Genomic DNA, 22857 nt, shown 5'->3' with positions numbered 1-22857 from the left:
ATGCCGACCGAGGAACGGGAGTAACCATGAAGATCACCAAGGGAACTGCGGCACGTTGTGCTGCGGGCATCGTCGGGGGAGTGCTGCTGGTGGGTGTCGGAAGCGCCGCCTTCGCAGCGTGGCCGGACGAGGAGGACAGTTCGGGTGTGGATGTCAAGGTCGACATCGCTCCGGTGGCCGGTGGGGCGTTGAGCTTGACGGTCGATGGCACCGAGTCGGTGCTGACCGAGACGGGTTCGACGGCGTCGTACCGTCAGTTCACCGGCACTCTGCCGGACGTGACGGTGACGGACACCCGCACCGACGTGCCGGCCGGCGTGTACTGGTATGTCACGGGTCAGGCCGGTGACTTCACCGGAGCCGCCGGGCAGCCGAACATCACACCGGACCACCTCGGCTGGACCCCGGCGCTGGTGACCACCGGCAATGGCGAGGTCACCGCGGGTGATGCGGTCGCCACGTCGAAGGATGACCCGACGCCACCGGTGCCGAACAACGTCGGCCTGGTGGGCCAGGAGATGCTGCAGCTCGCGTTGGACTCGGCTGAGGCGCAGGCGGCTGCGGGGCAGTGGACCGCGAACGCCGGCCTCGTCCTCAAGACCGACGTCAACGTCGCACCGGGCAGCTACACGTCGCTGCTGACCCTGTCGCTCTTCGAAGACACGTTCTGAGCATCATCCCGACTGGGGGCTGGGTGCGGCTGACCGGCCCAGCCCCCATCATCTGATCAGGAGCCCCATGAACTCTGTGCGATTCCGCTCGGTGCTGGTGAGCGCGCTGGCCGCGCTCGCCCTCCTCGGCGCACCGGCCGCAGCGGTCGCCGCGGAAGGCGACGGGCCGATCTCGTGGTCGGTGACGCCGGCCGACGCGTCCGGGCCGGATGGTCGGGTGTTCGTGGAGCATGCCATCGACCCGGGTGAGACCGTCGACGACCACCTGGCGGTGCGCAACCTCGGCGCCGAGCAGGTCACCTTCCGTCTCTCCGCCGCCGACGGCTTCTACAACGCGAATGGCCGATTCGACATGCTCCGCTCCGATCAGGAGTCGGTGGCCGCAGGAACCTGGATCACACTGCCGGAGAGCATCACCGTCGCACCGGGAGCGACAGCGGTGGTCCCGTTCTCACTGACAGTTCCCGAGAGTGCGGAGCCCGGCGATCATGCGGCCGGGATCACCGCGTCCGTGATCTCCGGTACGAACGGCGAGGGCACCGGGGTGGGAGTGGAGAGCCGCGTCGGGTTCAAGGTGATGACTCAGGTCACCGGGCCGCTGCTGCCCGCGTTCTCCGTCGAAAAGGTGCAGACCGACTATTCGCTCTCCTGGAACCCGTTCCGACCCGGCGACATCGCGACGACGTTCACCGTGGTCAACACGGGCAACACCCGCCTGATGGTCGAGGGCGCGCTCGACGTCGCAGGGCAAACGATCGCCTTCCCCGCCGAGGGGGAGCGCCGCAGCGAACTGTTGCCGGGCGAGGAGAGGACGTACGAGCTGGCCGTCGATGACGTGTGGCCGCTGTTCGGCTTCGCCGCTGATCTCACCGTCGCGCCGGTGGTGTCCTCGTCGGCCGACGAGGCGACTGCCGTCGCCGCCGCGACCGCCACCGCGTTCGTCTGGGCCATGCCCTGGCCGCACCTCCTGGTGATCGTGGGCATCGCGCTCCTCCTCGTCGCGCTGCTGTGGAACCGCATCCGCTCGCGTCGGCGGATCGACGGGCTCGTCGAGAAAGCTGTGGAACGCGGCCGTCAACAGGCGCTCAGGGAATCCCGTGCACAGGCGGAGAGCGTATGAATCCGTCCGTGATCGCAGCTCTGGAGCGCGAGGGCGGTGAACTCGCAGACGGAACGGTCGGCGTCGTCTCCATCCACGTCGAGATCCTTCCGCGCGCGTGCCTGGAGTCGTGCGGCGGGCTCCCCCCGACGGGCGGCGAGGTGCCAGGGATGCTGCTGGCCATCGGCATCGTGCTGATCGTCGCCGGCGTCGCATTCCTGGCGGTCAAGACGATCCGCCGCCGTAGGCGGAACCGACCAGGCGGGCCATCGCAGTCCAGCCTCTGATCCTCACACCCGGCGGCTGCCGGATACCGAAGGAAGTGCAATGATGCAGACTTTCACCAGACGGACCATCGCGGGCCTCGCCGCGCTCGCCCTCGGCGCCGCAGGCGCTGTGACGGTGACGCAGCCGGCGATTGCGGACGCGCAGCAGGGGCCGATCGCCGAATACACCTTCGACGGCGGCACCCTCGAGGACTCGATCGGCGGAGCCGACCTCACCGCGAGCGGCACGGCGATCATCGCCACCGACGCGGAGAAGGGCAAGGCGTTGCGGCTGGACGGCACCGCCGACGGCTTCGCCGCGTTCCCCGTCGGGTTCTTCGACGGGCGCAGCACCATGACCGTGTCGATGGACGTGAAGTCCGAGAAGACCAGCGGCAACTTCTTCACGTTCGCGTTCGGCGCGGATTCGAACAAGTACCACTTTCTCCGGGTGCGCGGTTCCGACGTGCGCAGTGCGATCACGCAGTCCTCGTGGCAGAACGAGTCCGCAGTGACCGGCACTGTGACGAGCGGTCAGTGGCACAGGATCGATGTCGTCTTCGACGGCGCCACGATGACGGTGTACGCCGACGGGGTGAAACTCGGCGAGAACGCCGCGCTGGGCACGACGGTGGCGCAGCTCGGCACGAACCTCGTCGGATACCTCGGCAAGTCGCTCTACGCGGGTGACGAGTACTTCAAGGGATGGCTCGACGATGTGCGCATCTACGACCGGGCCCTGTCGGCCACCGAGGTGCTGGGGAACGCCGGCGTCACGGATCAGCTGATCGATGTCTCGCTCGCCGACCCTGCGGCGCTCAAGCTGGCTCCGATCGTGAACGCGACAGCGCGCACGGCCGTGCTCCCGGTGGCGAAGGGAACGGACGTATCAGCGCTCGCACCGACGTTCGGCGCGGCCGACGGCGTCGCTGTCTCGCCGGCATCCGGCACTGTCGTCGACCTGGGCGCTCCGGTGACCTACACTCTCACCGCCGAGGGAGGGGAGACCGCGACCTGGACGATCGAGGCGCGAGTGGTGAACAGCCCGGTGCTGCCCGGTCTCTACGCAGATCCCAACATCGCAGTGTTCGGCGACACGTACTTCATCTACGCGACCTCCGACGGCTACGCCGGGTGGGGAGGCAAGGAGTTCTATGTCTGGAGCTCGAAGAACCTGGTGGACTGGGTCCGCTCCGAGCAGCCCTTCCTGACGCTCGACGGTGCGAACGGCAACGTGCCGTGGGCGACGGGCAACGCGTGGGCGCCGACCATCATCGAACGCGGCGGGAAGTACTACTTCTACTTCAGCGGTCACAACGCGAGCCTGGATCGCAAGACGATCGGCGTCGCCGTGGCGGACAGCCCGTACGGACCCTTCGTCGCGAAGCCGACGGCGATGATCCTCAACAACGAGACCGTCACTTCGGGTCAGGCGATCGACCCTGCCGCGTTCCACGACCCGGTGACCGGGAAGTGGTACCTGGGCTGGGGAAACGGATCGCCGGTCCTCGCCGAGCTCGGCGACGACATGGTCTCGATCAAACCGGGCAGCTACCAGCGGATCACCGGGCTGACCGATTTCCGTGAGGGAGTCTTCTTCAACCATCGCAACGGGCTGTACCACCTCACCTACGCGATCGACGACACCGGCTCGGAGAACTACCGCGTCGGGTACGCCACGGCGACGACCATGAACGGGCCGTGGACCTATCGCGGAGTGATCCTCCAGAAGGACCTAAGCCTCGGCATCAAGGGCCCCGGTCACAGCTCGATCATCAACGTCCCCGGCACGGACGACTGGTACATCGCCTATCACCGGTTCGCGATCCCCGACGGCAACGGCAACAACCGCGAGACGACCATCGACAGGCTCGAGTTCGGCGCCGACGGTCTGATGAAGCCGGTCGTCCCGACGCTCGAGAGCGTGGCGGCCCAGACCGTGGAGCTGCCGCCGACGGGGCCGGATGTCGAGGTCGCGCTCAGCACACGGTGCACCGCCGGCAAGGTGACGCTTGTCGCACAGACCGGGAACTGGGACGAAGCGCCGGTGAGTGTGACGATCAGCACGCCGTACGGAACGAAGACCCTCGGAGAGCTGAAGCCAGGCACGTCGTCTTCGCTGGCGATCTCCACAAGGCTCGCGTCGGTCGACGCAGGCTCCGCCACGGTGGTCGCGACAAGCGGATCGGGCAGGACCGAGATCACGGAGTCCTACTCGGCCCGCGCCTGCGGCTGAACCACGCGCTCGCGGCTGAACCACTGAGAGACGAACACACATACCGATGCACGAAGAACGAAGGAGTTCTGATGATGAGTTCTGAACGGACGCGCGGCCACAGCCGGCGTGTGATCGCAAGCGCACTGGGCGTCGCGCTGGTGGGGGGCCTGGCGTTGACCGCTCCGGTGGCGGCGAACGCGGCGCCGGTCCGTGCCGCGGCAGCCGACGAACCGGCGTCGCTCGTGGCCCTGTACGACTTCTCGGAGGCGAGCGGCACCACCGTGCACGACGCGAGCACACACGGCAACGACGCCACGGTGGTCGGTGGCGGCGACTGGAACAGCGGATACATGCAGTTCACCGGTGCCAACCACGTGACGATGCCGAGCGACCTGCTGTCCGGGCGGAGCGCGGCGACGATCGTCATCGAGACATCACCCCAAGCGCTCACCGGCGCGAAGTTCCTGTGGAACATCGGCGGCACGGCCGCCCCGTCGAGCGGCCAGGGCCAGTTCTTCATCCAGCCCGTCGCCCCTCGCCTCGCGATCACCAAGACGAACTGGTCCGGCGAGCAGACGGTCACGTCGGCGACGAAGCTCGTCGAGGGCCAGTGGCAGTCGGTCGCCGCGACCATCGCGAAGAATCCCGATGGAACCACCTCGACCCTGCGCCTGTTCATCGACGGCTCGCAGGTGGCCGAGAAGACCGATTCGAGCGTCAACCTCACCGACCTGCTGACGCACACCGCCAATTACATCGGCAAGAGCGCCTACCCCGCCGACACCCTGTATCAGGGCAAGGTCTCGACATTCCGGGTGTACGAGGAGGCGCTGCCGGCGGCGACGCTGACCGAGATCGCAGCGACGGATGCCGCGAGCGCGGCGACCGAGACGGTCGCCGCCATCGATCTGGCGGCCGTGAACGCACAGAGCCTCGGCGCCGTGGAGACGAACCTCACTCTCCCCACAGCCGGTGGCGTGACGTGGAGCTCCTCGGAGCCCGGCATCGTCGCCCCCGACGGTACCGTCACCCAGCCGGAGTCCGACACCGTCGTCACCCTCACCGCGGTCTCTGCCGTGCGCGGAGTGCAGAGCACACCCCGCACCTTCGAGGTGACCGTGCTCAAGGATCCCGCGGCTTCGGACAAGGCCCAGCGCGACCTCGAGGCGATCAGCATCGCGGACGCCGACGACATCCGCTCGAACGTGACCCTGCCGGCATCCGGCTCCCGCTACGGCTCCGCGCTGACCTGGCAGAGCTCCGCTCCGACGATCGTCGACGTGACCGGCACCGCGCAGAGCGCGCCGGGAATCGTGACGCGTCCGGAGGGCGGCGACGTCAAGGTGACGCTGACCGCCACCGCGACGATCGATGGCGAGACCGCCACCCGCGACATCGCGCTCGTGGTCCGGGCGTCGTACGACATGCCCGCGACGACCGACTACATCTTCGCCCACTTCACCGGCACGGAGGGCTCAGCGTCCGACGAGCAGATCTACTTCGCCACCAGCCGTGACGCCAAGGTCTTCACAGACACCCGCCCCGCGGGTGCCCCTGTGCTGTCGACCGAACGCGACGCTGGCGAAGGCGAAGGCGGCGTGCGCGACCCGTTCCTGGTGCGTTCGCCGGAGGGTGACCGGTTCTATCTGATCGCCACCGACCTGAGCATCTACCACCGCGGCGGCTGGGGCAACGCCCACGCCACCGAGGACGGGTCGACCGAGCTGGTCATCTGGGAGTCCACCGACCTCGTGAACTGGACCGAGCCGCGTCTCGCCGACGTCGCCGGAGAGATCCCGAACGCCGGCATGGCCTGGGCGCCCGAGGCGATCTGGGACGAGGTCACGGGTCAGTACTACGTGTACTGGGCGACCCGTGCCGACGGCAACACCGCGTTCGGCGACAGCGTCGACGTCTACCTCTCGACCACGCGCGACTTCCGCACCTTCTCGACTCCGGTGAAGTGGATCGATCGTGAGCACTCCATCATCGACACCACGGTGATCAAGGTCGGCGACTGGTACTACCGGGCCTCGGGAGACGGCGAGATCACCATCGAGCGATCGAAGAATCTCTCCGCCCCCACAGCATCCGCACTGCCGGCTGCCACGGGCACCGACCAGCAGTGGGTGCTCGTCGGCACGCTGCAGTCGATCCTGAACGGCAGCGGCAGCTGCGCCGCCGGCACGAACTACACCGGCGGCTGCCTCGAGGGTCCGGAGTTCTTCCAGTACAACGACGACGATCGCGCCGGCGCGCAGCAGCTCTACGGGCTGCTCGCCGACCAGTACGCGACCGGGCGCGGTTATGTGCCCTTCCGCACGACCGACCTCGCCTCCACATCGAACACGGTCTGGAACAAGGCGAGCGACGTCGACCTCGGCTCGATCAAGAAGCGTCATGGCGGCATCGTGCCGATCACCGCGGAGGAGTACCAGCGCGTGATGTTCCATTTCGGGGGCGTCGGTACCGACCCCGACCTGAAGCTGAGCTCGGCCGTCACCACGCGCTGCGTGGCAGGCAAGGCCTCGCTCGCCGTCTCCGTCACGAACCAGGACACCCGCGTGGCCGATGTCGTCGTCACGACGCCCTTCGGCGTCAAGACAGTGAAGGGCGTGCAGCCAGGCAAGACGGTGACGCAGACCGTGTCGACCAGGCAGAGCGCGATCGGGGCGGCATCCGTCGCCGTCGACGGCACCGCGAGCGACGCCTCGTACTCCGCAAGCACCTTCTACGACCCGCGCACCTGCAACTGAGTACAGCTGCATCGCCCTGAGCCGCGCTGGGCGAATCGCCCAGCGCGGCTCAGGGCGCCCCTCCTTTCCGCCCGGGTAGTCTTGCGATGTTCGCGGCCACGGGAGGGGGAGAATGACCAACGCTTCGGCACCCTCCGGCGACTCGGCACGTCCGAGCATTTACGACGTCGCGGATCGCGCCGGCGTCTCGCACATGACCGTGTCGCGCGTGCTCAACGGTCACCCCAACATCCGGGAATCGACCAGGGACCGCGTCATGGATGCGATCGAGCAGCTGAACTTCACCCGCAGCTCGATCGCCCGCGCCCTCGCGACACGCAAGTCGATGCGGATCGGCGCGATCGTCGACAACCCCGAGCAGTTCGGTCCGAACAGCATCCTTCGCGCAGTGGAGACTGCGGCGCGCGCGGAGGGATACGCGGTCAGTGCCTTCTCCGTCGGTGACGCCGAGGCAGGCGGCATCGACGCGGGGGTGCTGGAGCTCGTGACGCAGGGTATCGACGCGCTGTGCGTGATCGCCCCTCGGGCTTCCTCGCTGGATGTCGTGCGACACGCGACCGTGCCGACGCTCGTCGTGAAGGAAGAGCCGGATGCGCGAATGCACACGGTCGCCGTCGACCAGCGGGCGGGCGCGACGGCAGCGGTGCGCCACCTCATCGACCTCGGTCACCGGGTGATCCTGCACATCGCGGGGCCGCAGGACTGGCTCGACGCCAAGGCGCGGACCGAGGCCTGGAGGAGCTGCCTGGAGGCCGACGGCCTCCCGGTGCGCGACCTCGCCGTCGGCGACTGGTCATCCGACTCCGGATACGAGTTCGGGCGGACTCTCGAACTGGGCGACGCCACCGCCGTCTTCGTCGCGAACGACCAGATGGCGCTCGGCTTCATCCACGGTCTGGCCGAGCGCGGCCTTCGAGTGCCCGAAGACATCAGCGTCGTCGGATTCGACGACTTGCCAGACGCGCGGCACTATCTGCCGCCGTTGACCACGGTGCGCCAGGACTTCGCGGCCCTCGGACGACTTGTCATGCGCGAGCTGCTGATCGCCATCGACGGCGGCGAATCCGATCTGCGCGAGCTCATCCAGCCCGAACTCATGGTGCGCGCCTCGTCGTCGCCGCCGCCCGCCCGAGCACCCTTCCGGATGGTCGACTGAGGCGCGACGATTGCGCCTCCAGAGCTGTTCTCGGTAACATCTTCGGAGGTGGGGCCGACGGAGGTGCGCATGGTGAACGTCGGCTCGGACAAGCCCAACATCCGCCAGGTGGCGGTGATCGCGGGCGTCTCGCATATGACCGTCTCGCGGGTCTTGAACGATCATCCGAACATCAAGCCGGACACCAAGCGGCGCGTGCTCGAGGCCATCGAGGAACTCGACTACCGTCCCAATCTCGTCGCCCGTGCGCTCGCGACCCAGCGCACCCGGCGCATCGGCGTCATCATCGAGAGCCCGGTGGCGTTCGGCCCGACCAGCATCCTGCGGGCCGTCGAGCTCGCCGCCCGGGCTGCCGGCTACTCGGTCACGGCCGTGGCACTGCACGAGGGCGATGCGCTCACCCCGCAGGACGCCGTCGACAACCTCGTCACGCAGGGTGTCGACGCGCTGTGCGTGATCGCGCCGCGATCGTCCTCCGTGGCGGCGCTGCGCAGGATCTCGCTCACCGTGCCGATGCTGGTGGTCAAGGCCGACGCCGACCCCACGTTCCTCACCGTGTCGATCGACCAGCACGCCGGCACGACGCTCGTCGTCGACCATCTGGTCTCGCTCGGTCACCGCGACATCCTGCACATCGCAGGTCCCCTGGACTGGCTGGACGCGCGCGCCAGAGAACGCGCCTTCCATTCCAGGGCGAAGTCCTGGGGCATCCGCGAACGGCCCATCGTGGTGGGCGACTGGACCGCCGACTTCGCCTACGACTTCGCCATGGGGCTGAAGCGCCTGCCCGACTACACGGCGGTCTTCGTCGCCAATGACGACATGGCGATCGGGCTCATCCACGGACTGCACGACAAGGGTTTCGAGGTGCCGAACGACCTCAGCGTCGTCGGCTTCGACGATGTGCCACTGGCGCGCCACTTCCTGCCGCCGCTGACGACGGTGCGTCAGGACTTCCACGCCCTGGGTGGTGCGGTGGTCGAGATGCTCCGCGCTGCGATGGAACAGCGCGAGATCCCCCCGCTGACCCGCATCCCGACCGAACTGGTGCCGCGGGCCTCGAGTGCAGCCCCTCGTGAGGTGCGCTGATGACGCCTGCAGACCCGCAGCCACTGGTCGAGCTGGCGGGGATCACTGTGGAATTCCCCGGCGTGCGCGCTCTCGACGACGTCGACTTCCGCCTCTTCCCCGGCGAGGTGCACGCGCTGATGGGCGAGAACGGCGCGGGCAAGTCCACACTGATCGCCGTGCTCACCGGCACCTGCGCTCCGGTGGCGGGTACGGTCACCGTCGCCGGTGAGCAGCGCCGCTTCTCGGGTGTGGCGGATGCCCGTGCCGCGGGCATCGCGACCGTCTTCCAGGAGACGCAGCTGAGCCCGAACCTGAGCGTGGCGGAGAACGTCATGCTGGGGCGCGAGCGCCGGGGCATGTTCGGAATCGACTGGCGGCGCACGAGGGCGGATGCCGCCGCCGCGTTGGCCCGGCTCGGGCTCGACGACCTCGATCCGAAGACCCCGCTGTCGATGCTCTCACCCGCCCAGAAACAACTCGTGGCCCTTGCTCGGGCGGTCGTCGACGATCCGCGGGTCCTGGTGCTCGACGAGCCCACCTCGAGTCTCGATCAGGCCGAGGTCGCCATCCTGATGCGTGTGATCAGGGGCCTTCGGGAACGCGGTGTGGCGATCCTCTTCGTCTCGCACTTCCTCGAGCAGGCTTTCGCGATCAGCGACCGGATGACGGTGCTCCGCGGCGGCCGCTGGATCGGGGAGCACGCCACCCGCGACCTCGAGCGCGCCGACCTCATCTCGCAGATGCTCGGCAAGGACATCGAGAGTCTCCGCGCCCTCAAGTCGGAGCGGAAGCTGCACCACTACGCCTCAGACGCCTCGCCGGTGCTGCAGGCGACCGATCTCGGTCGTCGGGGCGAACTGGACCGGATGGACGTGGAGGTGCAGCGCGGGGAGATCGTCGGTCTCGCGGGGCTGCGCGGCTCCGGCCGCACGGAACTCGCGTCGCTTCTGGGCGGATCCGTGCGGGCGGACAGCGGAGAGATGCGGGTCGACGGAGCGATGGTGGACCTGCGCAGCCCCTCCGTCGCGCTGCGGCGCCGTATCGCCATGACGACCGAGAGCCGCCGGACGCAGGGGGTGATCGGCGAGCTCACGGCCCGCGAGAACATCGTGCTGTCCCTGCAGGCGCTGCGCGGCTGGTCGCGGCCGCTGTCGCCCTCGGAGGCCGCGGCGCTGGTCGACACGTACGCGGAGGTGCTGCACCTGGACGCGGCCGACCTCGACCGTCCGGCGAAGCTGCTCTCCGGGGGCACGCAGCAGAAGATCCTCCTGGCGCGCGCTCTGGCGGTGCGCCCGCACGTGCTGATCCTCGATGAGCCGACGCGCGGCATCGACATCGCGGTGAAGCTCGACATCCAGCGCCGGATCACGCAGCTCGCCGCGGACGGCGTCGCCGTGGTGTTCATCTCCTCGGAACTCGAGGAGGTCGTGCGTTTGAGTGATCGCATCATCGTGCTGAAGGACCGGGAGAAGATCGGCGAGCTCAGCAACGGTCCGGGTGTGACGGTCGACACTGTCGTCGAGATGATCGCCGCAGACAGGGGACCTTCCGGAGAATTGTGACGCGACTGTGACCGGTAACGAGATCTCGGTCACGACTTTGAGAGAACTTTCCGCGGACTGTTGTGTTCCGCAGATTGTTCCCGGTAACATCACGGCAGGGCGCTCGACCAAGCGTCCTGCACTCACGTAACGGACCACGTCAGGTCCACCGTTGCCGGTCTGACCCCCGGCGTCTCAAGGAGGAGAACATGTCCGCGAAGAAGCGCATCCGCATCGCGCTCGGTCTGGCAGCAGCCGGCGCACTCACCATCGGCCTTGCAGCCTGTTCGCCCGCCGGCAGTGGCGGCGACGGCGGCGACGGCGGCGGTTCCGACGAGCTCACCACCGTCGGCTTCGTCGCCGTCGGCCCCGAGGGAGCCTGGCGTGAAGCCAACGAGCAGAACATCCAGGACACCTTCACGGAGGATGCCGGATACGACCTCAAGTACGCGCCGGCCACCAACCTCGACCAGAAGTCGCAGATCGACGCGTTCACGTCGTTCGTCGACGAGGGCGTCGACGTGATTCTGCTGTCGGCCACCGAGGCCTCCGGCTGGGAGGACTCGCTCAAGCGGGCACAGGAAGCCGAGATCCCGGTCATCCTGCTCGACCGCGGCATCGAGCCCGACGACGACAGCCTGTACGTCACCCGCATCGCGCCCGACAACGTCGAGGTCGCGAAGGAGGTCGGCACCTGGGCTGCCGCCACGTTCCCCGAAGGCGGCAACTACGTCGTCCTCGAGGGACCGGCCGGCGTCGGCGTCGTGAACGAGCGCAACGAGGGCTTCGACGAGGGCCTCGGCGGTTCGTCGCTCAAGAAGCTCGACGCGCAGACCGCGAACTGGTCGGCCGAGGAGGGCAAGAGCGTTTTCGAGACCATGCTCAAGGCCGCGAACAACGACATCCAGCTCGTGTTCGCACAGAACGACGAGATGGGCCTCGGCGCGGCGCAGGCGGCCGAGGAAGCCGGACTGGTCGTGGGCACGGACGTCAAGATCGCCACGATCGACGGCACCAAGAGCGCCATGCAGGCGCTCGCCGACGGTCAGCTCAGCTACGTGCACGAGTACAACCCGCTGTTCGGTGAGACGGCCATGGAGGTCGTCGAGAAGGCGCTCGCCGGAGAGGACGTCGAGTCGTACATCATCGTCCCGAGCGAGGCCTTCGACTCGGCGGACGCGGCCAAGGCCGTGCTCGCAGACCGCAAGTACTGAATCAGACGCCGGAGCGATCCGGCGGTGAGCCCGGGTGATGCCGGAATACTGCGCATCATCCGGGCTCGCCCAGATGGAGATACAGCGATGAACGAAGAACTCCCCCTCGTCGAGATGCGAGGGATCTCGATCGAGTTCCCCGGGGTGAAGGCCCTCGACGGCGTCGACTTCCGCCTGTTCCCCGGAGAGGTCCACGCCCTCATGGGCGAGAACGGGGCCGGGAAGTCGACCCTGATCAAGGCGCTCACCGGCGTCTACCGCATCGACTCCGGATCGATCGTGGTCCAGGGGCAGGAGCGCAGCTTCGCCGGCGCCGGCGATGCGCAGGATGCCGGGATCTCGACGGTCTACCAGGAGGTCAACCTCGCCCCCAACCTCTCCATCGGGGAGAACGTGATGCTCGGCCACGAGATCCGCGGGGCATTCGGCATCAACTGGACGGCGACGCACCGGGCGGCGACCCAGGCGCTCACCCGCCTCGGTCTCGGCGAGCTCGACCCGCGCAAGCCCCTCTCCACTCTGTCCATCGCCCTCCAGCAGCTCGTCGCGATCAGTCGGGCGATGGCGATCAAGGCCAAGGTGCTCATCCTCGATGAGCCGACCTCGAGCCTCGACGCCGCAGAGGTCGAGGGCCTGTTCACCGTGATCCGTTCGCTGCGGGACCAGGGCGTCGCGATCCTCTTCGTCTCGCACTTCCTCGACCAGGTCTACGCGATCAGCGACCGACTCACGGTGCTGCGCAACGGCCAGTACGTCGGCGAGCACCTCACCCGCGACCTCGACAGGCACGCACTCATCTCGAAGATGATCGGCAAAGACCTCGACGCGCTGAAGTCGCTCGGCGGCAACCGTCGCCGCGCTCCCCGCGACGCCGCGGAGAAGCCCCTGCTGTCGGCATCCGGCATCGCCAGGCGGGGCGCCGTCGAGGCGACCGACTTCGACATCCGCCCCGGCGAGATCGTCGGGTTCGCCGGTCTCCTCGGCTCCGGTCGCACCGAGCTCGCCCGTCTGCTCTACGGCGCCGACCGGGCCGACGAGGGCACGATCGCGCTGCACGGAAGCGCCTCAGATCTCAAGTCGCCGGCCGACGCACTCTCGCGGCGGATCGCCTTCTCGACCGAGAACCGGCGCGACGAGGGGATCATCGGCGATCTCACCGTGCGCGAGAACATCGTCCTCGCCGTGCAGGCGGAGCGCGGATGGGCCCGGCCCATGTCGCGCAAGGAGCAGGATGCGATCGTGGAGAAGTACATCGCCCAGCTCAACGTCCGACCGGCCGACCCGGAGCGGATGATCAAGAACCTCTCCGGCGGGAACCAGCAGAAGGTGCTCCTCGGGCGCTGGCTGGCCACGAAGCCGGAACTCCTCATCCTCGACGAGCCCACGCGCGGCATCGACGTCGGCGCCAAGGCCGAGATCCAGGAGGCGGTCGCCGAACTCGCCGAGGAAGGCGTCGCCGTGGTCTTCATCTCGTCCGAGCTCGAGGAGGTGGTGCGACTCTCCGAGCGCATCGTCGTCCTCAAGGACCACCGCAAGATCGGCGAGCTCCAGAACGGACCGGATGTCACGGCGCAGGCCATCGTCGACGTGATCGCCGCGCATGGCGTGGATGCCGCAGCCGAGACCCTCGACGACGCGGACGGCGTCGTGCCGGATAGCATCGCCCTCACGACCGACAAGGAGGCAGCGCGATGACCGCCGCAGCCGGCACCAGCATCTGGCGCGACCTGATCCACAAGCCCTTCTTCTGGGGGATCGTGGCGATCGCCGCGCTCCTCGCGTTGAACGTGCTCAAGGACCCGACCTACCTCGCCCTCACGATCAACCCGAACAACGGCAACCTCGTCGGCAACCTCATCGACATCCTGCGCCAGGCGGCCCCGGTGATGATGATCGCGATCGGCATGTCCCTCGTGATCGCGACCGGCGGCATCGACCTCTCGGTCGGCTCGCTGATGGCGGTCTCGGGCGCGGTGGCGATGGAGTTCCTCAGCGCCGCCGGCGACTCGGGAAGCGTCGGTGCCGCGCTCGGCGCGATCGGGCTCGCACTCGTCATCACCGGCATCCTCGGGGCGGTCAACGGCATCCTCGTCGCCTATGTCGGACTGCAGCCGTTCATCGCGACCCTCGTGCTGATGCTCGCGGGTCGTGGCATCGCCAAGGTGATCACCGGCGGGCAGAACACGACCGCGTCGAACGACCCGTTCCGGTGGATCGCGAACGGCTTCGTGATCGGCATCCCGGTCGTCTTCATCCTCGCCGTGCTGCTCGTGCTCGTCGTCGGCTGGGTCGTGCGGCGCAGCGCGCTCGGCCTCATGATCGAGGCCATCGGCATCAATCCGCGCGCCAGCCGGATGGCGGGCATCAAGCCCAAGGGGCTGCTGCTCACGACGTACATCCTGAGCGGCATCCTCGCCGGCATCGCCGGCATCATGTCGGTCGGCAGCGTGATGACCGTCGACATCTCGCGCACCGGATACCAGCTCGAGCTCGACGCGATCCTCGCGGTCGTCATCGGTGGTGCCTCGCTCGCCGGCGGCAAGTTCTCGCTCAGCGGGGCGTTCGTCGGGGCGCTGCTCATCGCGACGCTCGACAAGACCGTGCTGTACCTCGGCATCTCGTCGTCGGCGACGCCGGCGTTCAAAGCCATCGTCATCGTCGCCCTGTGCCTGCTGCAGTCCGAGCGCGTGCGCAGCTGGTTCCGCCGTCGACGCAAGGCGCCGCCTGCGGAACAGCTCATCGCGAAAGAGGAGGTGACGGCATGAGCGTCGTGACAGAGGTGCGAGCACCGCAGACCCAGGAGACCGTGCTCGACCGCGTGCGCCGCATGATCGGAGCGAACCCCTCGGTGCTGCCGACCATCGCGTCGGTGGTCATCTTCGTCGGGATGATCGTGTTCGGCGAGGTCGCCTACGGTCGCATCGTGCAGGCGAACACGCTCTCGAACCTGCTCATCAACAACGCGCACCTGGTCGTGCTCGCCGTCGCCCTGACCTTCGTGATCCTCACCGGCGGCATCGATCTGTCGGTCGGCTCGATCATCGCGCTGTCGTCGGTGGCCGGAGTGATGCTGTCGAACGCCGGATGGAACGCGTTCGCCGTGATCGTCGCCATGATCGGCATCGGGGCGCTGTTCGGGGTGATCTCCGGAGTGCTGATCCGGTACTTCGGCGTGCAGCCGTTCATCGCGACACTGGCGATGATGTTCCTCGGACGCGGCCTCGCGTCACTGCTGAGCACCAAGCCGGAGCGCCTGGGGGAGGACTCGCCCATCCGCTGGATCGGCGTGCAGCTGAAGATCGTCGACGGGCCGAAGGTGAACGACCTCGTGATCACGCCGGCAGTGGTGATCGCGGTGCTCGTGGTCGCCGTGGCGTTCTTCGTGCTGCACCGCACGCGCACGGGACGGACGGTCTACGCGATCGGCGGATCCGAGAGCTCGGCCCTGCTGATGGGGCTTCCGGTGCACCGCACGAAGGTGCTGGTGTACGTGATCAGCGGTTCGCTCGCCGGACTCGCGGCTGTGCTTTACACCGCCCGCCTCGGGACGGCGCAGAACATCACCGGCATCGGGTGGGAGCTCGACGCGATCGCTGCGGCCGTCATCGGCGGTACCGTGCTCACCGGCGCCTACGGCTACGTGCTCGGCTCGGTGATCGGCGCGCTGGTGCTGGGCCTCATGAACGTGCTGATCACCCGCGATGGCGGCATACCGCCCGAGATGACGACGATCATCACCGGCGGCATCCTGCTCGTGTTCGTGCTGCTGCAGCGGGCGGTGACCCGCCGCCAGCGGGAGTAGCCGGGGCGGGCTGGGTGCAGCTCCGAGAGCGGGCCGGGCGCCGGGTCAGACGTGGTCGCGCCAGGAGTGCTGCGGGTCGAAGCCGAGGACGCGGCGGGCTTTGTCGATCGAGAGCAGTGTCTCGTTCGGGCCGAACTCGCCTTTGACCGGCACGTCCGGGAACACCTCGGCGAGCAGCTCGGTGTTCGGGCGCGACATCACGGTGTCGGCCGCCGCGATGATGAACCGGTCGAAGCCTGGAGCCGCGTTCTCGAGCGCACGCTGCACCGCCTGGGCGCCGTCGCGGGCGTCGATGTAGCCCCAGAGGTTCCATTTCCGCCGGAGCGCGTCGTCATCGAACGAGGGGAATTCGGCGTAGTCCTCCGGGACCATCACGTTCGAGAACCGCAGCGCGGTGATCGACACATCGGGGTGCCAGCGCACGAGCTCGGTCGCCAGCTGCTCCTCGAGCGTCTTCACCAGCGAGTACACCGATTCCGGGCGGGCCGGGTAGTCCTCGTCGACCGGCACGTAGGGCGGCGGCACGTCGAACGGCAGGCCGAGGACCGTCTCGCTCGACGCGTAGACGATACGACGGATGCCGAGCCGCACGGCCGCCCAGAACACGTTGAAAGTCGCCGGCATGTTGTTGTGGAACGTCGCGACATCGCTGCGGATGCCGGGTGCGGGGATCGCGCCCAGATGCACCACTGCGTCGATGCCGTCGTGCCGATCGCCGACCGACGTGAAGGCGTCGACGACCTGGCCGTAGTCGGTCAGGTCGACCTGGACGAAGTCGGGGCCGCGGGCGCCCGTGACGTCCATCCCGATGACCTCGTAGCCGTTCGCACGGAGTTCCCGTGCGACGACGCGGCCGAGCTTGCCCGATGATCCGGTGAGAGCGATGCGCATGTGTCCAGAGTGGCACGGCTGCGGGTGACGGGGCGCGCCCGTCGTACACTCGTCGGCGTGAGTGAGTCGAGCAGCACGCCAGGTCGCACGATCGGCGTGCGCGATGTCGCGGCCCTCGCCCGGGTGTCGCGGCAGACGGTCTCCCGGGTGCTCAACGATCACCCCGATGTCGCACCGGAGACGCTCGAGCGGGTGCGCGCGGCGATGGCCGAACTCGGCTACCGGATGAACAACGCCGCGCGAGCATTGGGAACCCGGCGCTCGCGCACACTCGGGGTGCTGGCGTCCGACGCGCTGCAGTACGGCCCGTCGCGCAGCATCGCGGCGCTCGAGGCATCCGCCCGGGAGGCAGGCTACTGGGTCAGCGCGGCCTTCGCCGAGGCGGCCGACGCCGACGCGGTCGTGGCTGCCGTGGATCACCTCGTGACGCAGGGCGTCGAGGGCATCGTCGTCGTCGCCCCGCACGCCCGCACTCTGGCCGTGCTCGACGAGCTGCGGATCGGCGTGCCGGTCGTGACACTGCACTCGGCCGGCCACGGCGCGCGCGGCCTCTCGGTCGACCAGGCGGCCGGCGCCCGACTGGCCGTCGGCGCGCTCGCCGACGCCGGGCACACCCGCATCGCACACCTGGCAGGACCGTCGGACTGGCTCGAGGCGGAATCGCGGGCAGAGGGTTTCGCGGCCGAGCTCGCCGCGCGCGGAATCGAGCCAGGCCCTGTGATCGCGGGGGACTGGTCCGCCGGGTCGGGGTATGCCGCAGTCGAGGCGATCCTCGCGTCCGAGGTCACCGCAGTCTTCGCCGCGAACGACCAGATGGCGCTCGGCCTGCTGGGCGGGTTGCACGAGGCCGGGCTCGCGGTGCCCCGGGACATCAGCGTGGTCGGGTTCGACGACATCCCGGATGCCGCGTTCTACTGGCCGAAGCTCACGACCGTCCGGCAGGACTTCGACGAGCTGGCGCGCCGTGCGGTCGCCGCGGTCGTCGGCGGCGCGGACGCGGAGGCCGCGGACCTGGCGCCCGTGGCCCCGGTGCTGATCAGCCGCGACTCGGTCGCCCCGCCGCGCTGATCGCCGACCCCGCTCGGGCCTCGTCTCGCCGGCCGGCCGTGCACAATTCAGCAAGAACGCGGGCGCGGCCGGTCGTCCGCCGCGGAATTCCGGGGGCGGCCCGGGCGTCCGCGTCCGTTCTTGCTGAATTGTGCACACTCGACCGCTGAGCCTCGCGCTCTTGACGCCCTGCGGCACCCCGTGACACACTTCTGTGACCGGTCACAGTGGCCGGATGCGAGCACCGAGGTACCTGTGAGCAACGAAGCCCCCGCGTTCGGCCCCGAGGTCGACGCCGCCATCGCCTCCGTCCGCGCCGACGTCGCCCGACTGCACGGCGAACTCGTCCGCTACGGACTCGTCGTCTGGACCGGCGGCAACGTCTCCGGCCGGGTCCCCGGCGCCGACCTGTTCGTCATCAAGCCCAGCGGTGTGAGCTACGACGACCTCGCGCCCGAGAACATGATCCTCTGCGATCTCGACGGCGCGGTCATCCCCGGCACACCCGGCAGCGACCGGTCGCCGTCCAGCGACACTGCGGCCCACGCTTACGTCTACCGGAACATGCCCGAGGTCGGCGGTGTCGTGCACACGCACTCGACCTATGCCGTCGCCTGGGCTGCACGCGGCGAGGAGATCCCCTGCGTGATCACGGCCATGGCCGATGAGTTCGGCGGCCCGATCCCGGTCGGCCCGTTCGCGATCATCGGCGACGACTCGATCGGCCGCGGCATCGTCGAGACGCTCAGCGGCCACCGCTCCCGCGCGGTGCTGATGCAGAACCACGGCCCGTTCACGATCGGCGCCGACGCGAAGGATGCCGTGAAGGCCGCGGTCATGGTCGAGGACGTCGCCCGCACGGTGCACCTCGCCCGCGAGGCGGGCCCGCTGATCCCGATCCCGCAGTCCGCGATCGACAGTCTCTTCAACCGGTACCAGAACGTGTACGGCCAGAGTCAGGACACCCGCCGATGACCGCTCCCGAAGACATCCGCGAGGGTCGCACGAGCATCGGCATCGAGCTCGGCTCGACCCGGATCAAGGCCTGCCTCATCGGCTCAGACGCGACCGAGGTACTCGCCACCGGTTCGTTCTCCTGGGAGAACCGGCTCGAGGACGGCCTGTGGACCTACGGGATCGACGAGGTCTGGGCAGGACTCCAGGCCGCCTTCGCCGAGCTCGTCGCCGACGCGGAGCGCCAGCACGGCATCCGCCCCACGACCTTCGGCGCGATCGGCATCTCGGCGATGATGCACGGCTACCTCGCCTTCGATGCGGCGGGCGAGATCCTCGTGCCGTTCCGCACCTGGCGCAACACGAACACCGGCGCGGCATCCGCGGAGCTCACCGAGTTGCTCGGCGTGAACATCCCGCTGCGCTGGTCGATCGCGCACCTGCAGCAGGCCGTCATCGACGATGAGCCGCACGTGCCGCAGATCGCGAGCATCAACACCCTCGCCGGCTACGTGCACGAGAAGCTCACCGGCGAGCGGGTGCTCGGCGTCGGCGACGCGTCGGGCATGTTCCCGATCGACTCGGCCACGCGCGATTACGACGAGCGGATGCTGCAGGCATACGCCGCGCACGCCGCAGACCGTCTTCCCCGCCCGATCGCCGAGATCCTGCCGACCGTGCTCCCGGCCGGTGCGGCCGCCGGCTCGCTCACCCCCGAGGGGGCCGCGCTGCTCGACCCGTCCGGTGCCCTGCAGCCCGGCATCCCGCTGTGCCCGCCCGAAGGTGACGCGGGAACCGGCATGGTCGCGACGAACTCGGTCGCCCCGCGCACCGGCAACGTCTCCGCCGGCACCAGCATCTTCGCGATGGTCGTCCTCGAGCGTCCGCTGGCCGAGGTGCACCACGAGCTCGACCTCGTGACGACACCTGCGGGTGACGCGGTCGCGATGGTGCACTGCAACAACGGCGCCAGCGAGCTCGCCGCCTGGGCGGGACTCTTCACCCGTTTCGCGGCGGCGGCCGGGCAGCCGCTCGACGGCGACGCCGTGTTCGACGCCCTGTTCCGCGAGGCGCTCGGCGGCGAAGCGGATGCCGGTGGCCTGATCGCCTACAACCACCTGGCCGGCGAGCCCATCGCCGGACTCGACGCTGGACGGCCGCTCTTCGTGCGCACGCCTGACAGCGCCTTCACGCTCGCGAACTTCATGCGCTCGCAGCTGTACGGCGTCTTCGGCACGCTCGCTCTCGGCATGCAGGTGCTGACGGATGAGGGTGTCGCCCTCGACCGGATGTTCGCGCACGGCGGCATGTTCCGCACGGCGGGGGTCGCGCAGCGCTTCCTCGCCGGGGCGCTCGGTGCTCCCGTCGCCGTCGGGGAGCTCGCGTCCGAGGGCGGAGCATGGGGCATCGCAGTGCTCGCGTCGTACCTGGCGCACGCCGAATCCGCCGACCTCGGCACCTACCTCGAGAAGGACGTGTTCGCCGCGGCATCCGTCTCGCTCGTCGAACCCGACCCGGCCGACGTCGCCGGATTCGCCGCCTACCTCGACCGCTACCGGGCGGGGCTGGCCGTCGAGGCCGCCGCCGTCGCATCTCTTTGACTCTTCGTCACTTCGACTCGCTCCGCTCGCTCAGTACAACGCTCGCCGCTCGCTCAGTGACCGATCCCTTCTGAAAGGTACCTCCCATGGCTCTCACCACTTCGCTCGACGGCTACGAGGTCTGGTTCCTCACCGGCAGCCAGCACCTCTACGGCCCCGAGACTCTGGCGCAGGTCGCCGACCAGTCGCAGGAGATCGCGCGGCTGCTCGACGAGTCGCCCGACGTACCGGTCAAGATCGTCTGGAAGCCCGTGCTGACGGATGCCGCTGCCATCAAGCGCACCGCTCTCGAGGCGAACGCCGACGACCGCGTGATCGGTCTCGTCGCCTGGATGCACACGTTCAGCCCGGCCAAGATGTGGATCGCGGGACTCGATGCGCTGCGGAAGCCGCTCGCGCACCTGCACACGCAGGCGAACGTCGAGCTGCCGTGGGCCGACATCGACTTCGACTTCATGAACCTCAACCAGGCCGCGCACGGCGACCGCGAGTTCGGGTACATCCAGACGCGGCTCGGCGTGCCGCGCAAGACCATCGTCGGCCACGCCTCCGACCCGCGGGTGCGGCGTGAGCTCGGCACCTGGCAGCGCGCGGCGGCCGGCCTCGCGGCATCCCGCGACCTCAAGCTCGCCCGCTTCGGCGACAACATGCGCTTCGTCGCGGTGACCGAGGGCGACAAGACCGAGGCCGAGCTGCGGTTCGGCGTGCAGGTCAACACGTGGGGCGTGAACGAACTGGCGGATGCTGTCGCGGCAGCATCCGATTCCGCGATCGACTCCCTCGTCGCCGAGTACGAGGAGCTGTACGAGGTGGCACCCGAACTGCGGAAGGGCGGCGATCGTCACCAGTCGCTGCGCGACGGGGCCGCGATCGAGATCGGACTGCGCTCGTTCCTCGAGGAGGGCGGCTTCGGCGCCTTCACCACCTCGTTCGAAGACCTCGGCGCGCTGAAGCAGCTGCCGGGTCTCGCCGTGCAGCGGCTGATGGCCGAGGGCTACGGCTTCGGCGCCGAGGGCGACTGGAAGACGGCGATCCTGGTGCGCATCGCGAACGTCATGGGTGCGGGTCTGCCCGGTGGCGCGAGCCTCATGGAGGACTACACCTACGACATGACCCCGGGCGACGAGCTGATCCTCGGCGCGCACATGCTCGAGGTGTCGCCGTCGCTGACCACCGCGAAGCCGACGCTCGAGATCCACCCGCTGGGTATCGGCGGCAAGGACGACCCGGTGCGCCTGGTCTTCACGGCCGACCCCGGGCCCGCCGTCGTGGTCGCGCTGAGCGACATGCGCGACCGCTTCCGCCTCACCGCGAACGTGGTCGAGAACGTGCCGCCGCGGGCCTCGCTGCCGAAGCTTCCCGTCGGCCGTGCCGTCTGGAAGCCGCAGCCCGACTTCAACACCTCGGCCGCCGCCTGGCTGACCGCCGGTGCTGCGCACCACACGGTGATGTCGACCGCCGTCGGTATCGAGGCGTTCCGCGACTTCGCCGAGATGGCGGAGGTCGAGCTGCTCGTGATCGACGACGCCACCACGTTGCCGGAGTTCCAGAAGCAGGTCCGCTGGAACCAGGCGTACTACCGTCTCGCGCAGGGACTCTGATGGAGCCGCGGTCCGGCCGTCAGTTGCGCCTCGTCGCGCACGGATACGAAGCGGTGATCGCGAGCGTCGGTGCGTCGCTGCGATCGCTGACCTTCGACGGGCGCGACCTCGTCGTGCCGTTCGACGCCGATGAGGTGCGTCCCGGATACCGCGGCGCGACGCTCGCGCCCTGGCCCAACCGCATCGTCGACGGGCGCTACGGCTTCGGCGGGGCCCTGCACCAGCTGCCGCTCACGGAACCCGCTCGCGGCCAGGCCCTCCACGGCCTGTTGGCCTGGGCCGAGTTCGCCGACCGCCTGGTGCTCGATGACCGTGCCGTGCTCGCCGCGGTGATCGAGCCGCAGTTCGGATACCCGTTCCGCGTGGAGGTCGAGGTCGAGTACCTCCTCGATGCGGACGGCCTGCAGCAGACCGTGACCGCGCACAACGTCGGGGCGGATGCTGCGCCCTGGGGCACCGGCCCGCATCCGTATCTCGTGGCGGGCCCTTCGACAGGCTCAGGGACCCCGGTCACGCCCCCGGTCGATGACTGGACACTGCTGCTTCCGGCATCCGAGGTTCTGACCGTGACGCCGGATCGGCTCAGCCCGGTCGCAGTCGAGCCTGTGACGCAGCATCCGGAGTGGGACTTCCGCGTGGCTCGCCGGATCGACGACGTCTTCATCGACCACGCGTTCACGGGCCTCGCGCGCACCGACGGCATCGCCGAAGTGCGCCTGACGACCGACGACGGCAACGGTGTGGCGATGACCTTCGACGAGCGGTGCCCCTGGGTGCAGGTGCACACCGCCGACAACCCGGAGCTGGACGACATCCATCGGATCGGCCTCGCGGTCGAGCCGATGACCTGCCCGCCCGACGCCTTCAACTCCGGCACGGATCTCGTGACGCTGGCGCCCGGCGCGTCGCACGCCGCGTCCTGGCGTATCCGGGCGGTGTAGTCGGGAGGCTCTTTCGAATCGCCTGAAT

18 protein-coding genes are annotated in these 22857 nt (G+C 68.9%); 17 read left to right on the top strand and 1 reads right to left on the bottom strand.

The features are described from left to right. Positions 1-26: 26 nt before the first annotated feature. The 12 genes from V5D55_RS03490 to V5D55_RS03435 all read left to right on the top strand — a co-directional run bounded on the left by V5D55_RS03490 (position 27) and on the right by V5D55_RS03435 (position 15794). Complete coding sequence (locus V5D55_RS03490) at positions 27-671, top strand: hypothetical protein (RefSeq protein ID WP_435747705.1); 645 nt, start codon at positions 27-29, stop codon at positions 669-671. Positions 672-738: 67 nt separating this feature from the next. Further along, the gene (locus V5D55_RS03485; protein WP_435747703.1) at positions 739-1791 is read left to right on the top strand and encodes a WxL protein peptidoglycan domain-containing protein; all 1053 of its coding nucleotides are present in this window, start codon (positions 739-741) and stop codon (positions 1789-1791) included. Positions 1792-1799: 8 nt separating this feature from the next. Beyond that, a complete protein-coding gene (locus V5D55_RS03480) occupies positions 1800-2057 on the top strand; it encodes a hypothetical protein (RefSeq protein WP_435747701.1) in 258 nt (85 codons plus the stop codon). A gap of 40 nt (positions 2058-2097) precedes the next feature. Further along, positions 2098-4272 (top strand): family 43 glycosylhydrolase, encoded by a 2175-nt coding sequence (locus V5D55_RS03475; protein WP_435747699.1) that lies wholly within the window; start codon positions 2098-2100, stop codon positions 4270-4272. A 74-nt stretch (positions 4273-4346) separates the two neighbouring features. Beyond that, positions 4347-7010: an immunoglobulin-like domain-containing protein gene (locus V5D55_RS03470; protein WP_435747697.1), complete on the top strand. Its 2664-nt coding sequence runs from the start codon at positions 4347-4349 to the stop codon at positions 7008-7010. Positions 7011-7122: 112 nt separating this feature from the next. Continuing rightward, positions 7123-8166, top strand: a complete 1044-nt coding sequence (locus V5D55_RS03465) for a LacI family DNA-binding transcriptional regulator (RefSeq protein ID WP_435747695.1) — start codon at positions 7123-7125, stop codon at positions 8164-8166. 69 nt (positions 8167-8235) lie between these two features. After that, a complete protein-coding gene (locus tag V5D55_RS03460) occupies positions 8236-9255 on the top strand; it encodes a LacI family DNA-binding transcriptional regulator (RefSeq protein WP_435747693.1) in 1020 nt (339 codons plus the stop codon). Beyond that, positions 9255-10799 (top strand): sugar ABC transporter ATP-binding protein, encoded by a 1545-nt coding sequence (locus tag V5D55_RS03455; protein ID WP_435747691.1) that lies wholly within the window; start codon positions 9255-9257, stop codon positions 10797-10799. Before V5D55_RS03460 ends, V5D55_RS03455 begins: the two co-directional genes overlap by 1 nt. A 188-nt stretch (positions 10800-10987) precedes the next feature. After that, entirely contained in the window at positions 10988-11992 is a 1005-nt protein-coding gene (locus V5D55_RS03450) for a substrate-binding domain-containing protein (protein ID WP_435747689.1), read from the top strand. Between the two features lie 87 nt (positions 11993-12079). Continuing rightward, entirely contained in the window at positions 12080-13687 is a 1608-nt protein-coding gene (locus V5D55_RS03445) for a sugar ABC transporter ATP-binding protein (protein ID WP_435747687.1), read from the top strand. Continuing rightward, positions 13684-14757 (top strand): ABC transporter permease, encoded by a 1074-nt coding sequence (locus V5D55_RS03440; protein ID WP_435747685.1) that lies wholly within the window; start codon positions 13684-13686, stop codon positions 14755-14757. Before V5D55_RS03445 ends, V5D55_RS03440 begins: the two co-directional genes overlap by 4 nt. After that, complete coding sequence (locus tag V5D55_RS03435) at positions 14754-15794, top strand: ABC transporter permease (protein ID WP_435747683.1); 1041 nt, start codon at positions 14754-14756, stop codon at positions 15792-15794. The genes V5D55_RS03440 and V5D55_RS03435 overlap by 4 nt, the downstream gene beginning before the upstream one ends. Before the next feature lie 45 nt (positions 15795-15839). Here the strand turns inward: V5D55_RS03435 and V5D55_RS03430 are convergent, their stop codons facing one another. Further along, positions 15840-16685 carry an NAD-dependent epimerase/dehydratase family protein gene (locus tag V5D55_RS03430; protein ID WP_435747681.1) on the bottom strand — a complete coding sequence of 282 codons (846 nt, stop codon included), beginning with the start codon at positions 16683-16685 and terminating at the stop codon, positions 15840-15842. Positions 16686-16742: 57 nt separating this feature from the next. Between V5D55_RS03430 and V5D55_RS03425 the strand changes: the two genes are divergently transcribed. The 5 genes from V5D55_RS03425 (at position 16743) to V5D55_RS03405 (ending at position 22829) form a co-directional block, all read left to right on the top strand. Next, positions 16743-17753 carry a LacI family DNA-binding transcriptional regulator gene (locus V5D55_RS03425; RefSeq protein WP_435747679.1) on the top strand — a complete coding sequence of 337 codons (1011 nt, stop codon included), beginning with the start codon at positions 16743-16745 and terminating at the stop codon, positions 17751-17753. 234 nt (positions 17754-17987) lie between these two features. Continuing rightward, entirely contained in the window at positions 17988-18707 is a 720-nt protein-coding gene (locus V5D55_RS03420) for an L-ribulose-5-phosphate 4-epimerase (RefSeq protein ID WP_435747677.1), read from the top strand. Next, positions 18704-20287 (top strand): xylulokinase, encoded by a 1584-nt coding sequence (locus V5D55_RS03415; protein ID WP_435747675.1) that lies wholly within the window; start codon positions 18704-18706, stop codon positions 20285-20287. Before V5D55_RS03420 ends, V5D55_RS03415 begins: the two co-directional genes overlap by 4 nt. Positions 20288-20373: 86 nt before the next feature. Then, entirely contained in the window at positions 20374-21888 is a 1515-nt protein-coding gene (gene araA / locus V5D55_RS03410; protein ID WP_435747673.1) for an L-arabinose isomerase, read from the top strand. Beyond that, complete coding sequence (locus V5D55_RS03405) at positions 21888-22829, top strand: aldose 1-epimerase family protein (RefSeq protein ID WP_435747671.1); 942 nt, start codon at positions 21888-21890, stop codon at positions 22827-22829. Before araA ends, V5D55_RS03405 begins: the two co-directional genes overlap by 1 nt. Positions 22830-22857 lie beyond the last annotated feature (28 nt).

It is taken from the genome of Microbacterium sp. PMB16 (assembly GCF_051294855.1).
Classification (GTDB): Bacteria; Actinomycetota; Actinomycetes; order Actinomycetales; family Microbacteriaceae; genus Microbacterium.
Note: the sequence above shows the minus strand (reverse complement) of the source record. Positions and strands in the feature narration are given on the sequence as shown.

Excerpts from the sequence above, each read along its gene's own strand:
- V5D55_RS03490 (WP_435747705.1), top strand. The coding sequence starts at position 27 with ATGAAGATCACCAAGGGAACTGCGGCACGTTGTGCTGCGGGCATCGTC.
- V5D55_RS03485 (WP_435747703.1), top strand. The coding sequence starts at position 739 with ATGAACTCTGTGCGATTCCGCTCGGTGCTGGTGAGCGCGCTGGCCGCG.
- V5D55_RS03475 (WP_435747699.1), top strand. The coding sequence starts at position 2,098 with ATGATGCAGACTTTCACCAGACGGACCATCGCGGGCCTCGCCGCGCTC.
- V5D55_RS03470 (WP_435747697.1), top strand. The coding sequence starts at position 4,347 with ATGAGTTCTGAACGGACGCGCGGCCACAGCCGGCGTGTGATCGCAAGC.
- V5D55_RS03465 (WP_435747695.1), top strand. The coding sequence starts at position 7,123 with ATGACCAACGCTTCGGCACCCTCCGGCGACTCGGCACGTCCGAGCATT.
- V5D55_RS03460 (WP_435747693.1), top strand. The coding sequence starts at position 8,236 with ATGGTGAACGTCGGCTCGGACAAGCCCAACATCCGCCAGGTGGCGGTG.
- V5D55_RS03455 (WP_435747691.1), top strand. The coding sequence starts at position 9,255 with ATGACGCCTGCAGACCCGCAGCCACTGGTCGAGCTGGCGGGGATCACT.
- V5D55_RS03450 (WP_435747689.1), top strand. The coding sequence starts at position 10,988 with ATGTCCGCGAAGAAGCGCATCCGCATCGCGCTCGGTCTGGCAGCAGCC.
- V5D55_RS03445 (WP_435747687.1), top strand. The coding sequence starts at position 12,080 with ATGAACGAAGAACTCCCCCTCGTCGAGATGCGAGGGATCTCGATCGAG.
- V5D55_RS03440 (WP_435747685.1), top strand. The coding sequence starts at position 13,684 with ATGACCGCCGCAGCCGGCACCAGCATCTGGCGCGACCTGATCCACAAG.
- V5D55_RS03435 (WP_435747683.1), top strand. The coding sequence starts at position 14,754 with ATGAGCGTCGTGACAGAGGTGCGAGCACCGCAGACCCAGGAGACCGTG.
- V5D55_RS03430 (WP_435747681.1), bottom strand. The coding sequence starts at position 16,685 with ATGCGCATCGCTCTCACCGGATCATCGGGCAAGCTCGGCCGCGTCGTC.
- V5D55_RS03415 (WP_435747675.1), top strand. The coding sequence starts at position 18,704 with ATGACCGCTCCCGAAGACATCCGCGAGGGTCGCACGAGCATCGGCATC.
- araA (WP_435747673.1), top strand. The coding sequence starts at position 20,374 with ATGGCTCTCACCACTTCGCTCGACGGCTACGAGGTCTGGTTCCTCACC.
- V5D55_RS03405 (WP_435747671.1), top strand. The coding sequence starts at position 21,888 with ATGGAGCCGCGGTCCGGCCGTCAGTTGCGCCTCGTCGCGCACGGATAC.